General features: G+C 44.9%; 13 protein-coding genes. 11 read left to right on the forward strand and 2 right to left on the reverse strand.

Translation table 11 applies throughout. The annotated features are described in order from the left end of the window. The first annotated feature begins 43 nt into the window (after positions 1–43). The 7 genes from VV089_RS19825 to VV089_RS19855 all read left to right on the forward strand — a co-directional run bounded on the left by VV089_RS19825 (position 44) and on the right by VV089_RS19855 (position 6954). Entirely contained in the window at positions 44–802 is a 759-nt protein-coding gene (locus VV089_RS19825) for an MBL fold metallo-hydrolase (protein WP_172541052.1), read from the forward strand. Between the two features lie 202 nt (positions 803–1004). After that, positions 1005–1427 carry a 30S ribosomal protein S12 gene (gene rpsL / locus VV089_RS19830; protein ID WP_160569193.1) on the forward strand — a complete coding sequence of 141 codons (423 nt, stop codon included), beginning with the start codon at positions 1005–1007 and terminating at the stop codon, positions 1425–1427. Between the two features lie 257 nt (positions 1428–1684). After that, complete coding sequence (rpsG, locus tag VV089_RS19835; protein ID WP_172541053.1) at positions 1685–2155, forward strand: 30S ribosomal protein S7; 471 nt, start codon at positions 1685–1687, stop codon at positions 2153–2155. Positions 2156–2202: 47 nt separating this feature from the next. After that, entirely contained in the window at positions 2203–4317 is a 2115-nt protein-coding gene (gene fusA, locus VV089_RS19840; protein ID WP_334337113.1) for an elongation factor G, read from the forward strand. 138 nt (positions 4318–4455) lie between these two features. Further along, positions 4456–5643 (forward strand): elongation factor Tu, encoded by a 1188-nt coding sequence (tuf, locus tag VV089_RS19845; RefSeq protein ID WP_172541055.1) that lies wholly within the window; start codon positions 4456–4458, stop codon positions 5641–5643. Between the two features lie 105 nt (positions 5644–5748). Beyond that, the gene (locus VV089_RS19850; protein ID WP_334337115.1) at positions 5749–6432 is read left to right on the forward strand and encodes a hypothetical protein; all 684 of its coding nucleotides are present in this window, start codon (positions 5749–5751) and stop codon (positions 6430–6432) included. Between the two features lie 36 nt (positions 6433–6468). Beyond that, complete coding sequence (locus tag VV089_RS19855) at positions 6469–6954, forward strand: ATP-binding protein (RefSeq protein ID WP_334337116.1); 486 nt, start codon at positions 6469–6471, stop codon at positions 6952–6954. A gap of 581 nt (positions 6955–7535) precedes the next feature. Here the strand turns inward: VV089_RS19855 and VV089_RS19860 are convergent. After that, entirely contained in the window at positions 7536–8693 is a 1158-nt protein-coding gene (locus tag VV089_RS19860; RefSeq protein WP_334337117.1) for an IS91 family transposase, read from the reverse strand. Continuing rightward, the gene (locus VV089_RS19865; protein ID WP_334335690.1) at positions 8686–9552 is read right to left on the reverse strand and encodes a tyrosine-type recombinase/integrase; all 867 of its coding nucleotides are present in this window, start codon (positions 9550–9552) and stop codon (positions 8686–8688) included. The genes VV089_RS19860 and VV089_RS19865 overlap by 8 nt, the downstream gene beginning before the upstream one ends. 489 nt (positions 9553–10041) lie before the next feature. Here VV089_RS19865 and VV089_RS19870 point away from each other — a divergent pair, with 489 nt between their 5' ends. Genes VV089_RS19870 through VV089_RS19885 form a run of 4 tightly spaced genes read left to right on the forward strand, consistent with a single transcriptional unit; the run spans position 10042 to position 16477 of the window. Continuing rightward, positions 10042–11424, forward strand: a complete 1383-nt coding sequence (locus VV089_RS19870; RefSeq protein WP_334337118.1) for a Wadjet anti-phage system protein JetA family protein — start codon at positions 10042–10044, stop codon at positions 11422–11424. Positions 11425–11447: 23 nt separating this feature from the next. Then, complete coding sequence (locus tag VV089_RS19875) at positions 11448–12044, forward strand: DUF4194 domain-containing protein (RefSeq protein ID WP_334337600.1); 597 nt, start codon at positions 11448–11450, stop codon at positions 12042–12044. Next, a complete protein-coding gene (locus VV089_RS19880; protein ID WP_334337119.1) occupies positions 12013–15255 on the forward strand; it encodes an ATP-binding protein in 3243 nt (1080 codons plus the stop codon). The genes VV089_RS19875 and VV089_RS19880 overlap by 32 nt, the downstream gene beginning before the upstream one ends. Then, positions 15242–16477, forward strand: coding sequence for a Wadjet anti-phage system protein JetD domain-containing protein (locus tag VV089_RS19885; protein WP_334337120.1), 1236 nt, complete (start codon positions 15242–15244; stop codon positions 16475–16477). The genes VV089_RS19880 and VV089_RS19885 overlap by 14 nt, the downstream gene beginning before the upstream one ends. Positions 16478–16488 lie beyond the last annotated feature (11 nt).

Below are 16488 nucleotides of genomic sequence, written 5' to 3' on the forward strand. Positions count from 1 at the left end.
GCACTTGAAAGCTTGATCTAATATGGAAGGCGGGCGTTTTATTATGAATACCAATATCATAGTGTACCATACGGCCAGCTGCGGCGTGCTCATAAAAATAGGAAGAAAGGCCGTCGGAGTGGATGCTTTTAGCAAAGACCCGGACGGGCTGTATCCGGATACGCCTCCCCAAGTGAAAGCGGAGCTTTTTGCCGGGATAGAGAAGGGAGGCATAGGGACGCTTTTGTTTACGCACGCCCATGGAGATCATTTCTGTCCTAAAGATACGGCAGAGGCTCTTGGACGAAATCCGGAGCTGATGATTATTTCTACAGAAGAGGTCATTGGGAAGCTTCGCGGGATGGCGCCTGATAGGGGGAGGATGTATGAGGTTTCTCCGGAGGAAAAGGGGAATGTGAAGATATGGTTTCCCGGCGGCTGCGCCGAGCTTTTTAACAGCACACATATGGGCGAGGCCTATGCGGGAGTTCAGAATCTGACCGCCATGGTTGAGATGGAAGGAAAACGGATGGTGCTTTTGGGGGATGCCTGGCCTCGGGAGGAGCTGTTTGCACGAATCGGGGCATGGGAGCAAACGCCGGATATACTGATTGCGCCCTTTCCTGTTATCGGTCTGCCTTCCAGCAGACGGCTTCTTGTAAAACATCTGAAGCCCGCTCAGATTCTGGCTCTGCATCTTCCTAAGCCGGAAAGGGACAGCCAGAACTGGCTTGCCAGTGCGAAGAAGGTCTGTGAGAGTGCAAAAGACGGCCTTCCTATGCCCTGGTTTGGTGAGAAGCCAGGGAAGATGTATTGTTTATAGAGTATTGTTGTAAGAATTCAAAGAAACCCGGCAGAATCTGCCGGGTTTCTTTGAAAAAGTCCTTGACAGCCGGCAGTTTTGTTACTATAATGAACCAGTGTGTGCGAATGCGCAGGTTTTCGTGCGCCATAAAGCCGATCATGGCACAGCAGCCTGACAGGGCCGGCAGCATGCCAGCCACTTATTACAGGAGGTGAAAGGAATGCCAACATTTAACCAGTTAGTAAGAAAAGGAAGACAGACCTCTGTGAAGAAGTCTACTGCTCCCGCTCTTCAGAAAGGATTTAACTCTCTGAAAAAGAAAGCTACGGATACATCCGCACCCCAGAAGCGCGGTGTATGTACTGCAGTAAAGACTGCCACACCGAAGAAGCCGAACTCCGCTCTTCGTAAGATTGCCAGAGTACGTCTTTCCAACGGTATCGAGGTAACGAGCTATATTCCGGGCGAAGGCCACAACCTTCAGGAGCATAGTGTTGTTATGATCCGCGGAGGAAGAGTAAAGGACCTTCCCGGTACAAGATATCATATCATCCGCGGTACATTGGATACCGCAGGCGTAGCGAAGAGAAGACAGGCCCGTTCCAAATACGGCGCCAAGAGACCGAAAGACGCTAAGAAGTAAATTCGGCTCAGATTTGTTACAGGTAACACCTTATAAACCGGAAGCATTTCGTTTATAAGAACAGAAGCTATGAGACGTTGGGCAGACAGACATGTCTGCATGCCGGAATGACATATCGCCCTTAACAGGCTGCGGGTTGTATATAGAAATTGCCGTGCACAACACAAGTAGAGAGACACATGTGAGTACCTGAGAATTAAAGAGTGAATTTTATTAAGCCAGAGGTTTAATAAGCACGTATTAAGGAGGGAAGTATCGTGGCACGTAAAGGACATATCCAGAAAAGAGATGTATTAGCAGATCCGCTGTACAATAATAAGGTTGTCACCAAGCTTATCAACAACATTATGCTGGACGGTAAGAAGGGTGTGGCACAGAAGATTGTATACGGAGCATTTACAAGAGTAGAGGCAAAGACTGAGAAGCCGGCTCTGGAAGTATTCGAGGAGGCTATGAACAACATCATGCCTATGCTCGAGGTTAAGGCAAGACGTATCGGTGGAGCAACCTATCAGGTACCGATTGAGGTTCGCCCGGACCGCCGTCAGGCTCTTGCGCTTCGCTGGCTGACCATGTTCTCCCGTAAGCGCGGTGAGAAGACCATGGAAGAGAGACTTGCAAATGAGATTATGGATGCCGCCAACAACACAGGCGCATCTGTGAAGAGAAAAGAAGACATGCACAAGATGGCAGAGGCCAACAAGGCATTTGCACACTATCGGTTCTAATCAAGACCGAAAGTCGTTTGTGCTTGATGATTTGAGGAGGAAAACCCGTGGCTGGAAGAGAATATCCATTGGAGAGAACCAGGAATATCGGAATCATGGCTCATATCGATGCCGGTAAGACCACATTGACCGAGCGTATTCTGTATTACACTGGCGTAAACTATAAAATCGGAGATACTCACGAAGGTACTGCTACCATGGACTGGATGGAGCAGGAACAGGAGCGTGGTATCACCATCACTTCCGCAGCTACAACCTGTCATTGGACCCACCAGGAGAACTGCAAGCCCCAGGATGGAGCTTTGGAGCATCGTATCAATATCATTGATACCCCGGGTCACGTTGACTTTACGGTTGAGGTAGAGCGTTCCCTTCGTGTACTGGACGGCGCCGTAGGCGTGTTCTGTGCGAAGGGCGGTGTAGAGCCTCAGTCTGAAAACGTTTGGCGCCAGGCTGATACCTACAATGTACCCCGTATGGCGTTCATCAATAAGATGGACATCCTGGGTGCAGATTTCTACAATGCGGTAGAAATGATTAAAACAAGACTTGGAAAGAATGCCATCTGCATTCAGCTTCCCATCGGAAAGGAAGACGAATTCAAGGGAATCATTGATTTGTTCGAGATGAAAGCCTACATCTACAACGATGAGAAGGGCGAGGACATTTCCATTGTTGATATCCCGGAGGATATGGCAGATGACGCCGAGCTTTATCGTACCGAGCTGGTTGAGAAAATCTGTGAGCTGGACGATGACCTGATGATGGTATATCTGGAGGGAGAAGAACCCGCTGTAGATGATTTGAAGAAGGTTTTGAGAAAAGCGACCTGCGAGTGTACGGCAGTGCCCGTATGCTGCGGTACAGCTTACCGGAACAAGGGCGTTCAGAAGCTTCTGGATGCAGTGCTTGACTATATGCCGGCTCCCACGGACATTGCGGCCATCAAGGGAACGGATATGGAAGGCAACGAGACGGAGCGTCATTCTTCTGACGAAGAGCCCTTCTCTGCACTGGCATTTAAGATTATGGCTGACCCCTTTGTAGGAAAGCTTGCATTTTTCCGAGTATACTCCGGAACCATGAATTCCGGTTCCTACGTATATAATTCTACCAAACAGAAGAAGGAACGTGTAGGACGTATCCTTCAGATGCACGCAAACAAGAGAGCGGAGCTTGACAAGGTATATTCCGGAGATATCGCTGCGGCAGTAGGCTTTAAGTTTACCACCACAGGCGATACCATCTGCGACGAGCAGCATCCGGTAATCCTGGAGTCCATGGAGTTCCCGGAGCCGGTTATCGAGCTGGCTATCGAGCCGAAGACAAAGGCCGGCCAGGGCAAGATGGGCGAGGCTCTTGCAAAGCTTGCAGAGGAGGACCCGACCTTCCGTGCTCACACGGATCCGGAAACGGGCCAGACGATTATTGCAGGTATGGGCGAGCTGCATCTTGAGATTATTGTTGACCGTCTCTTAAGAGAGTACAAGGTAGAGGCCAACGTAGGCGCACCTCAGGTTGCCTACAAGGAGACCTTTACGAAGCCGGTGGACGTGGACAGCAAGTATGCGAAGCAGTCCGGCGGACGTGGACAGTATGGCCACTGTAAGGTACGCTTCGAGCCCATGGACGCCAACGGAGAAGAGCTGTTCAAGTTCGATTCCCAGGTTGTGGGCGGTGCGATTCCGAAGGAATACATTCCTGCAGTCGGCGAGGGTATCGAAGAGGCGGCGCAGTCCGGTATCCTGGGAGGCTTCCCGGTGCTTGGACTTCATGCGACCGTATACGACGGTTCTTACCATGAGGTAGACTCCAGTGAGATGGCATTCCACATTGCAGGTTCTCTGGCATTTAAGGAGGCTATGCAGAAGGGTAATCCGGTACTTTTGGAGCCCATTATGAAGGTTGAGGTTACTACCCCCGAGGATTACATGGGCGACGTTATCGGCGACATCAACAGCCGCCGGGGCCGTATCGAGGGTATGGACGATATCGGCGGAGGAAAGATGATCCGCGGTTACGTACCTCTGGCAGAGATGTTTGGATACTCTACAGACCTTCGTTCCAAGACACAGGGCCGTGGTAACTACTCCATGTTCTTTGAGAAATACGAGCAGGTGCCCAAGAGTATTCAGGAAAAGGTACTGGCAGCAAAGAAATAACCGAATAATATTGAAAGTTTTGCTTGAAAAATAAGGCGCTTTGAAATATAATCAAAGATAGCCGAGTTTATCTAAATAACGAAACAAATAATTATGAAAAATGCCGCGAAGGCGTAAGAATTAAGGAGGACATTCAAAATGGCTAAAGCTAAATTTGAAAGAAACAAACCCCATTGTAATATCGGAACCATTGGTCACGTTGACCATGGTAAAACAACTCTGACAGCAGCTATTACCAAGGTGCTTTCTGAGAGAGTAGCCGGCAACACTGCTACTGATTTCGAGAACATCGACAAGGCTCCCGAGGAGAGAGAGCGTGGAATCACTATTTCTACTGCTCATGTTGAGTATGAGACCGAGAACAGACACTATGCACACGTTGACTGCCCGGGCCATGCCGACTATGTAAAGAACATGATCACCGGTGCTGCTCAGATGGACGGCGCTATCCTGGTAGTTGCTGCTACTGACGGTGTTATGGCTCAGACAAAGGAGCACATCCTTCTGTCCCGTCAGGTAGGTGTTCCCTATATCGTAGTATTCCTGAACAAGTGCGATGCTATGGATGACGAAGAGCTGATCGAGCTGACCGAGATGGAGATCACAGAGCAGCTTGAGGAGTATGAGTTCACAGACTGCCCGATCATCAAGGGTTCCGCTCTGAAGGCTCTGGAAGATCCTTCAGGAGAGTGGGGCGACAAGATCATGGAGCTGATGAAGACTGTAGACGAGTATATTCCGGATCCCCAGCGTGCAACCGATCAGCCGTTCCTGATGCCTGTAGAGGACGTATTCACCATTACTGGTCGTGGTACTGTTGCTACCGGCCGTGTTGAGCGTGGTGTGCTTCATGTAAATGAGGAAGTTGAAATCATCGGTATCAAGGAAGAGACACGTAAGACTGTAGTTACCGGTATCGAGATGTTCCGTAAGCTTCTTGACGAGGCTCAGGCCGGCGACAACATCGGAGCTCTGCTTCGTGGTGTTCAGAGAACCGAGATTGAAAGAGGTCAGGTTATTGCTAAGCCTGGCAGCGTTACCTGCCATACAAAGTTTACCGCTCAGGTATACGTACTGACCAAAGATGAGGGCGGCCGTCATACACCGTTCTTCAACAACTATCGTCCGCAGTTCTACTTCAGAACTACCGACGTTACCGGTGTCTGCAATCTGCCTGCTGGTACTGAGATGTGCATGCCTGGCGATAACGTAGAGATGACCATTGAGCTGATTCATCCTATCGCTATGGAGCAGGGACTTACGTTTGCTATTCGTGAGGGTGGACGTACAGTAGGGTCTGGCCGTGTGGCTACAATTATTGAGTAATCAGTAAAAAGTTAGATTTTATGGGGCTTTCCTAAGAATAGGGAAGCCCTTTTTGAAACTTTGCAACAGTGAAAAAGTTGTAAGCGGTGCCATAAAGTAGAAAATTTGATCTTAGAAGGTATGGAAGTATGCCATCTAAGTTATACAAATATTATTCAAATAGGGAAAGAGCAGGATCGCACAATAAAATATTGGATTCGTCCGGCATCGCTTACGGTAGAAGCCAAACAGAGCGAGATAGCGGAACTTTTTGAGAAATTTGCTTCCATACCATTTGTTGACCGTATAAACAGTCGGGCATCTATGGAGCATATGCGTAGGGGATACTTGGAAGATTTTATCAGTGAAAGTAACAGTTCATTGATTGAAGAACTTAATGTACGCTCTTTGGAGGACTTATTAGTATCCGAGGAAGTGGCGGAAGAAAAAGATGAGGGAATAGCAATCAAAAATATTGGACTGCTTATGTTTGGGGAAAGACCAGACAAGTTGATTGCAGGAAGCAAGATTGAGCTGGTGCGTTTTCATGATAAGGAGGCGGAGGCGTCTGATTTTACAGAGAAGACATTTTACGGCCCGATATGGAAGCAGGTAAGAGACGCACTAGACTACATTAAGGCAACTGTGATTGAGGAAAAGGTGGTAAAGGTTGATGGAAGGGCGGAAGCAGACCGTTTTTTCAACTATCCGTATAATGCATTGGAAGAAGCGCTTGTAAATGCAGTTTTACACAAAAATTATAAAGAGGATGTGCCGGTAGAGATTCGAATTTATTTGGATCAAATTTAGATTATCAATTTTCCCGGACCGGATCAGTATATTGATATGGAAAAGTTTGCGGCGGGGAAAGTCAGGGCAAGAAGATACAGAAATCCCAAAATTGGAGAATTTTTCAAGGAAATTGATTTGTCTGAAAAGAAATCAACGGGTATATCGAAAATTTTGCGTGAACTGAAAAGAAACGGTTCGCCCATGCCGGAGTTTGAAACGGATGCGGACAGAACTTATATGATTACTACTATAAAGATCCATGAAAGGTTCGAAATAGATAATAAAAACTTCGGTCAAAAAAATGACCGAAGTTTGACCGAAGTTTTGACCGAAGTTTTGACAAAAAAGAATTATGATAAGGTTTTACCTCTTTTGAAGTATTTAGATAAAAACGGAAAAATAACGCCACAAGTTGCTGAAATGGTGATTAAAAAATCCAAATCAACTACTTATAGATACTTGACTATGCTTGTAGAGACGGGATATGTCGAAGTAAGTGGTAATACAAATAATGCCGTCTATCAACTATCCAAAGGATAACGAGCGTAGTCTTGTGATAACCCCAGGATAAAAAAATTCCAAAAACGTCAGATACAAGGTGTATATCAAAGAAAAAACCGCCGAGAATGCCCTGAAAATCACTTGGGATTAAATTCCCATTTGTTAAGTGAGTAAATTATTGAGAAACAGGTCTTTAATAAAATCGAAGACGGTAAGATGGAGTGATTGAAATGACAGAGGTTAGGTTTTCTTGCAATATAGCGTATGAACTGCTTAAATTTGCAGTGATTTTTACGAATTATTGCCGCATTTTATGGAAAAACAGGCGGTTATGTGGTAATATTCTTAAGGAAAGTATCAGATTCAGAGCAGAAAAAGAGAACAGCTTTATACAAAAGATAAAACTGCTCGGAATGTGATTCTTTCCAATTGTACCAATTCGCGGACGTGCAGCCGGTATGTATATGGGGATAGTATCTTTTCCAGCTCCCCTAAACAGGAGAATCCTATGAAAAAAGGCTGTGAAGGCAGGTCTTTGTTATGCGGTATTCGTATTTAAGGGCATGCTTCACAGACCTTCCGCCGGGAGGTCTTGAAAAACAGTATGAAAAAACGCTGTTTTATCCGGAAGCCGCATACATTCTTCCAAGCTGCTTCATGGAAGCACAGCCGCACTCCGGGCAGATGCGGATATCAAAACCCCAGACCGCTTTGAGCAGTTCTGCCATGGCCATACCGGCATAACGCTGCCGGAAACGCTGTCCGCCCTGAAGTTTAAAAATAACCGTCAGGTTGTGTGTCTTCATGCGGTTGTTCAGGAAACCATAGTACCGGATTTTCTGAAAACCGGAAGGCAGGACGTGCATCAGATAGCGGCGTATGAATTCAATGTTGTCCAGTGTAATGGTGCGTTTTGGGTCATTAGGTTTTAAACCTCTGGCAGAAAAAGAGACCGAATCCCGTGAAACGGAAAGGAGCCTGCTGTTTGAAACAGCAATTCTGTGGGTGTAACGCCCAAGATATTCAATTGCATTGCCGAATCCGTTGAATGTTTCTTTTATGTAAGGGCACCAGTCCTTTGCATAAAGGGAATCCTTCCACTTCCTGAAAGAGCAGGGATTTTTAAGAGCGGAGCAGGAGGAAGGAAAAACAAGGGAGCCGTCCTTATAAAGCAGGCTGAGGCAGGCCATAAACTTTCCCTTGAATTTATCCCTCAGAACCCTGACCGGAATAAAAAAGTTATTGGAAGAGAGGCGTATCTTATGGTCCTTTGTAAGGCCGCCTCCGGAAACAATACAGTGCATATGGACATGGTAGGAAAGCTCCTGGTTCCAGGTATGGAGGACCTGTATGATGCCGGGCACAGCCCCGAGATATTTCCTGCTTGAAGCTAATTCGAGAAGGGTCTGGGCGCAGCATCTGTGGAAGAGTCCGTAAAGGAGCTTTTGGTTGTGGTAAAAGAGCGGCCCCAGTTCATGTGGAAGAGTAAATACCACATGGAAATAGGGGGAATCGATAACCTCGGCCCTGCGCTTGTCCACCCAGATTTCTTTTAAGACAGCCTGACAGTCAGGGCAGCTGCGGTTACGGCAGGAATTATTGTGGAATACCATATGTCCGCAGCAGTCACAGCGGCTTACGTTACACCCGAGGGAAGGGGATTTACATTTCAGGATGGAATGTGCCGCTTTACGCTGTACATCCGACAGATAAGGCGCTTTTGCGGAATAAGCCTGATAAGAAGCTTCAAATACCTGCCGGATCTTAAATTCACCCATGAGAAACACCTGCCATGCGGTCAAAAGGGCTGACGGCGGAGCCGGTGCCATTGGAGGCCAGATGGACATAAATGGCGGTGGAGCTTAAAGATTTATGTCCCAGCAGAGCTTTAATGGTAAGCAGGTCAACGCCATCCTCATACAGATGGGTGCCGAAAGCATGCCGGAAAGAATGGCAGGTGAGCCTGCGCTCCCAGCCAAGGCGGTCCTCATGGGCATGGATATGCCTGGAAAGGAAAAAGGTGTCAATGGGCCTGTCCTGTCCGTTCTGCTTGGGGAAAAGATATCCCCGGGGCTTTCCGTATTGAAACCAGTACTGGGTAAGCAGGTCAAGAGCGGCTGTTGAAAGGATGGCATAGCGGTCATGGCGGTTCTTGCCATGAGTGATATGGAGTCTGAGATTCTTTCTGTCAACATCTTCATAACGCAGGGAGCATACCTCGCCGATGCGGAGGCCGGAGGAATACATCAGGGCAGTCATGGCCTTCTGCTTTAAATCAGGCATAGTGGATATGAAAGTCCAGGTATCCTGTCTGGAGGGGACATAGGGAAGATATTCATCGAACCTGCGGAAGGGTAGCTGGGTATCGTCCCATGTTTTGTGGAGGACATAGATGGTAAAAAAGCGGAGCTGTGAGATGGCACAGTTGATAGTCCTGTCAGAAAGGTTTCTGGATTTCTGGAGCCAGCGGATATAATCACGCAATTCATTCCAGGAAACATCTTCGGGAGCTTTAAGGAGAAAGCGGGAAAGGTAATCCAGATAGGCACGGATATAGGTGCAGTAATTTTTGAGTGTATGGTCCGTAAGGCCACGCAGGGAGATCATCTCCCGGAAAGTGTTTAAATAATTGTCCATAATAAAATCTCCTTTGATGAAATGTAAGAAAACAACGGGTTACATTTCAGAAAAGGCGGCGGACGAGGAAAATAAGATATACAGTTGTTGAAATGAGAAATCCATGATAAAATAAGCATAGCAGTTTTGGTTGTTATGTGATTGTGGATTAGGGGTAATTCAACAATACAACATAAAAACAAAAACTGCTACTTTTTTCTATAATGTAGCGAGAATAATTATAACTGGAGCTAGCCGTCGCGCTAGCGACTTGGTACAATATAGGAGCAAAGATAAAAACAAAACGCAAGGAAATCTTGCAGAACTGGCAGGTAATCCGGCCGCACCATTATGGTGCAGACAGCCCTCCCTCCTTAAGGTCATCCGTTCTTTGGTTATTACAATGATTTTAAGGAGGAATTGTCATGGACAAAGTTTCGGGAAAGCTGAGAGAAACAAACGACTGCTGTCCGGAAATGGTTCAACACGTTTCGATGGAAGGAGACGAATGTGTTTCGTGTTATAGATGAACGTTTTTTTGTGCCATTGGCATCTCCGAATAAGACAGTATATTGGGAATGTATCTGCAAGTTGTTTTCCGTCATGGATCATCAGCCTTCATTTGGTGTAGAAAGAGATATCCTGGTAGAAGAATTGCAGTACTATTTTGAACAGACACAGGCAGCAGAGCTGGAAGGGGAAGATGTAGAAGGAAAATCTGCAAGAGATAAAGCAAACTGGATGATTCGGAAGCTGGAGACTTATGGATGGATTGATATTGAAACAGATAAAAGCTACGTGCAAAGAATTAATTTTAAGGAATATGCAGTCAAGGTAATAAAGACCCTCCTTGAGATTGCAGAAGGAAAAAAGATTGAATATCAAGGGTATATTTATACAATATACAGTCTGGTGAGAAGTGCGACGGACAATCCGGGCATTGTCCTTTTATCAATAATGGAAAATACGGATATGCTGATTATGGGTCTTAAAAACTTAAGTTCCGGCATCAAGCATTATATAGATGAACTGACCAGATATAAAACACCCGCTGAGATTATGAATGTGCTTTTCAACGATTATATTGAGAATATAGTGGATAAGGCCTATCATCGGCTGCTTACATCGGACAATGTCTCAAAATTCCGCCCGGAGATTATAGATAGACTGGAAAGTAAAAGCCGGAGCAAGTCTTATATGGAAAAAGCAAGTCAGGAACTGGCGGGCATCCGGGAGATTTCAAGGGATGAGGCGGAGGAGCTGGTTTACCATTACATTCATCAGGTGATAGATGCCTTCCAGAATATGGATGAGATTTTGTCAGAGATTAACCGCAAGAATACGCAGTATCAAAGAGCAGCAATCAACCGGGCAAAGTTTTATCTGATAGGAGGGGAGGATGTCAGAGGACAAATCAAGGAAATCCTATCAGGGATGAACGAAGAAATCAACCGGGATGATAAGGATTTGAGCGGAATTTATCGAATTGAATTTATGGATGAACTAATCCGGATTTACAGCTCTGCCGTATTGGATGAAAAGTCTTTCTATACGCCGATTGAGGGGAAAAAGGCATTTGAACCAGAAATGCTTTCAGATGAGGAGCCGAATCAAGAACTTCGAGATGAAAAAATGAGGCGGATGCTGGAAAAACTGGCAAAAGTTCTAAATCCGGAAAAGATAAATAATTATGTGGAAAAGCAGCTTGGTGACAGACAGGAAATGTCAGCTTCAGAACTGCCTCTGGGAGATACAGATGACTTTGTCAAAATGATTTATGTCAGGCTTTATGGACAGAGAAAAAATATGAAGTATACAATTGCTGTAAAAGAGATGATAAAAAAAGCCGGCTATTGTTTTAATGATTTTACGATACATAGGAAGGAGTATTGATAGGAATGAATATTCTAGAGGGAATGCTGCAGCGGGATAAAGACGACTTTTCAAGAATCTGCAATCGCCTTCTAAGCTCGTGCTTTCTTTGCAGGAGAAATGAAACAAACAAGCAGGATTACTATTTTATAATGAAATATAAAGAAAAGTTTTCGGAATGCTTTGCTCTTTTGGGATACCGTCTGGAGATCAATGAGGAATACGATGTCATCCAGCTGACAAATCCTCAGAATTACAACCGCTATAATATGAAGCTGTTCGAATCCATTCTTCTGCTGATTCTTCGAATTCTTTATGACGAAAAAAGAAGAGACCTTTCCGTTTCAGATGAAGTGATCGTAAATGTGGGCGATATTCATGAAAAATTCTTAAGCCTAAAAATCCGGGACAAGATGATTGATAAAACAACTTTTCGTAATGCAATCAGCACATTAAAAAGATTTCAGCTGATTGAAACCCTCGATACCAACCTGACAGATGAAGAAGCGCGCATCATTATTTTTGATGCGATTCTGATGGCCGTCCGGGTGGAAGATATTAAGGCTGCCTATGAGAAACTGGAGATTTACAAAAAGGGAGGAAAGAGCAGTGAAGAAGCTGATGAGGGTGAAGCTGATTAACTGGCATCGTTTTACGAACACGACGATTGAGTTAGAAAAATCCACTTTGATTTCCGGTGAAAATGGCGCCGGCAAGTCCACGCTTTTGGACGCAATCCAGTTTGTAGTGATTTGTTCTACAAATTATTTCAATAAAGCAGCACACGAGAATGGGAAGAGAAAACTAACAGGATATATCCGCTGCAAAACAGGACGGGAAAAGAGGCCGTATGAACGTACCGGTGAAATCAGTGCACATATTGCATTGGAATTCTATGAGGAAAAAAGGGATAAATACTTTGTGGTGGGTGCAGTGGTAGATTCGGCTTCTGAGGGACAGGAAAAAACGGCAAGATATTTGATGGACGGCATCTGTCTGGAGGATTCTCTTTTCTTCCAGGGGAAAACACCAAAGTCCATCAACCAGTTCAGAACTACGAACGCTAAGAAGATTAAACAATGGTGTACGACGGACAAAGAAGCCAGATCTATGATGAAAAACAGGTTTGGACGAATCGAGGATAAGTTTTTCAGACTTATCCCAAAGGCCCTGGCTTTCAGGCCGATCGATGATATCAAAGATTTTGTTTATTCCTATGTGTTAGATGAGAAAGAAGTGAATATTGATGTGCTGCGTGAAAATGTCCGCACATACCAGGATTTGCAGCGCACGTTAGAGAATGTAAAGATTCGTATTGGAAGACTGGAAAAAATCAATACCATGCATGAGCAGGCAGTGGATGGCCTGCGTAAGGACAGTCAGTATGAATATTATCTTGCCAGAGTGGAAGCAGATCTGATTGGTGAAGATATTAAGAGAATGCAGTCAGAAATACAGTCGGATATCCTCAGATTGGAGGAGCAGAACAGGCAGATTGACTCTGTGAGAGCAGAACAGACCGAAAAGCAGCAGATTAGGGATGATCTGAGGGCGGAACTTGCAACAGATAAGGATTTCCTGGCAAAGGATGAACAGGAGAAAAGGCTGCATTTATTGGAAAGCAAAAAAGAAGAGATGCTGACAGAACGCAAAATACTCCAAAAAAGCGTAGATGCGGCGAAGGGGCAGCTTAAGAAGCTGCTGCAGGTCAGGGATGTAGACAGCACAGTAAGGCTTTACTATAAAAATTTATGTGAAATAGACAAGGATATCAATCTGGCAGAGACGAAGGATACACTTTTGCATGTGCTCGCTTATAAAAATGAAATGCGTGATAAGATTTTCAAAAAAAGAGCGGAAGCATTGACGGAAGAAGCAAGGGTCAGCAGTCAGAAGCAGGAGCTGGACGGCAAAATAGAACAATTGATGAAGAAAAAGCTATCCTATGCAGAAGATGTGGAGCGTGTCAGAACGGCCATAAAAGAAGAATTCAGCCGCATTGGCAGAACGCCGGAACCACGCATCTTATGCGAGATGTTAGAAATCACGGATGATTCATGGCGAAATGCGGTAGAGGGGTATTTGAATACACAGAGGTTTTACATTTTAGTAGAACCGGATAGCTTTGATATTGCGCTGGGTACTTATGACAAGCTGCGAAAAGAGGGAAAAGCATACGGAGTCGGCCTTATCAATACGCAGAATCTGGATCAGCATGATACGGCTCCGGAAGGATCGCTGGCCTCCGTTGTTACCTCAAAAAACAAATATGCAAAACGCTATATCAATATGATTTTGGGAAAAGTGCACATGTGTGTGCGCTATCGGGATCTGAAAAACTATAAAACATCCATTACAAAGGAGTGTATGAAGTATCAGAATCATGTGGCCAGTGCCATAAAGCCGGCTGTTTTTGAAACTCCTTACATTGGTCAGAATGCGTTAAAGGTCCAGCTGGAACAGGCCAGGAAAAAGCGTGAAGATATAAAGGAACAGTTGAGGCAGATTCATACCAGACTGGAACAGATGGAATTCGTCCTGGAGCCTTTGGAGACTGAGTATGATACAGACATCAAGTACAGGCTGGATGTTATTGGGGACTTGCGTCAGGTTGAGCTGGAAATCAATAAATGCAGAGAAAATATTGCCACCTTAGAGAAGAACTCCAATATGATTATGAAACAGGTACAGCTGTCAGCGCTTGAGAAAATACTGGGAGAGCTGGCGGTTAAACTGGATTCTTTGAACAGAGCGGCAGGCAAAACGGAAGAAAGAATCAGCCTGACAAAAGAACAGGCGGCAGACGGGCAGATAAAGCATGCCGAAAAAGCAGTTATTTACAAGGAATTGGGAGATAAAGCCGGTGATTCCCTGCCGGTTTGGGAGCAGGAATATGAGAAACATACCGAGGATAAGTCCTTCTCACAGTTCCGGGATAATTATCTCAGGCGGAGAAAAGCGAATCAGACGCTGGTAGATAAAGCCGTCGATTCCATGAAGGAATTCATGGGCGAATACAAAACGGCTCATGATTTTGGGGCTCCGGCGACGATGGATGGTTATCCGGATTTTGAAACAGAATATATGAAGCTTAAGAATTCGGAACTGCTGCAGTACGAAGGCAAAGTGGAGGCGGCCAGATGTGCGGCAGAGGAAGAATTCAGAGAGCAGTTCCTTTCCAAGCTGCAGGAAAATATGAAGACGGCTCAGGCAGAGTTCAAAGAGCTGAATAAGGCGCTTGATGATATTATATTCAGCAATGAAAAGTATGAGTTCCTATATATGCCGAGTAAAAGATATAGACAGTATTATGAGATGATCATGGATGATTTTAATGCTATGCGGGGAGAATCCATTTTCAGCGGGCTGTTCCACGAGAATCATAAAGCGGTTATAGAGGAGTTGTTTGAACGGCTGGCGCTGGATAATGAGAATAATGCCAGGGCCTTAGATGAATTTACGGATTATCGAACCTATATGGATTATGATATCCGCATCATTCATAGTGATGGAAATTATTCTCTGTATTCCAAAGTGTGTGAGGAAAAGAGCGGCGGAGAAACGCAGACGCCGTTTTATGTGACGGTAGCGGCATCTTTTGTCCAGCTTTATAAAAATAATATCGGAGGAGAAGCAATAGGCCTTGTGCTGTTTGATGAGGCCTTTAATAACATGGATGACGAAAGGATCGGTGGTGTTCTGGAATTCTTAAGAAGACTGCCGCTGCAGATTCTGATTGCAGCTCCTCCTGATAAAATACAGTATATCAGTCCGTTCGTTGAAGAAACGCTGCTGGTGATGACGGACGAAAAGGTAAGCTTTGCAGAGAGGTATATCAATGGTGCAGTATGATCGGAGAGTTTTAAATCACCTGTTAGATGCATATGAGAACAGTCTGCTGTCTACAGGGGAGAATAAACGGACCATACAGATAGAGCTCCGTTTTACAAAGACATCGATCCCGTCCTATTTTGATGAGAGCTCTAACGAATATGAAAACATTCATGTATTGATGAAGTTGTTGGAAAGCAAAAAGCTAATCCGCATCATTTGGAAGGATAACAAGCAGGATTATGTGATTTGGAAAGTCCGGCTGATGACAGATCACATAGAAGAGGCTTATCAATATGCTGGACGTAAGCCAAAGCGGGGATTGGAAGAAGAAAACATTACCCTGCTTCAGAAATATCTGAATGTGGAAGCGCCCATCACAGCGGCTTTTGCTGGGTATCTTCTGGAACGGTTACAAAATCATAAGTCAGTAAAAGAATATATTGAGCTGGAGAAGAGGAAGGAGACGGAAGAGTTTCTTCGGGCATGTGTACTTGTAGAGCAGAATAGGAAGTCATGCTATATCAGGGAATTTTCTATCAGGCATTTTCAGGATTCAAAGTATTTTGAGCGGATAGAAAGTCGTATTGCCAAAGTATTCCGGCAGTTTTCGGAGGAATATGCGGAAATGGACACCTTGGAACTATTGGCGGAATATGGAATTTACAGAACCCCTGATTATGTGTATTTTAAGGGGGATGCCAGGATATCTATCGGTGAGGGAATCATCGATTTATCTCTGTTAAAGCAGGGAATAGGCATTTCCGGCGAGGATCTTTCAAGCATTCGGTTTTCGGATCTGAGCAGGATAAAGAAAGTAATTACCATCGAAAATCTCACCTCTTTTTTTAGGTACTGGGAGGAGGATAGTCTTTTTATATATCTTGGCGGATATCACAACAGGATTCGAAGGACTTTTTTAAAAATGGTTTATGAAACAATCCCGGATGCGAAGTATTATCATTTTGGAGATATTGATGCGGGAGGATTTTCCATTCTTCTGGATCTGCGGAAAAAGACGGGAATTCCGTTTTTGAGTTACCATATGGATTTGGATACACTGAAACGATATATGCAATATGGAAAGCGCTTGACTGAGTCAGATCAAAAGCGATTGAGGAAAATAGGCAAAGAGAAAGAATTCTGCGAGATAATCCGATTTATGCTGGAAAAAAATATAAAGCTGGAGCAGGAATGTATTGGTGAAACCCACGCAGTCCGCCAGACAGTAAATCACTGCTAATAGAGATAAGA

Source organism: Candidatus Merdisoma sp. JLR.KK011 (assembly GCF_036941125.1).
GTDB lineage: Bacteria > Bacillota > Clostridia > Lachnospirales > Lachnospiraceae > Laedolimicola.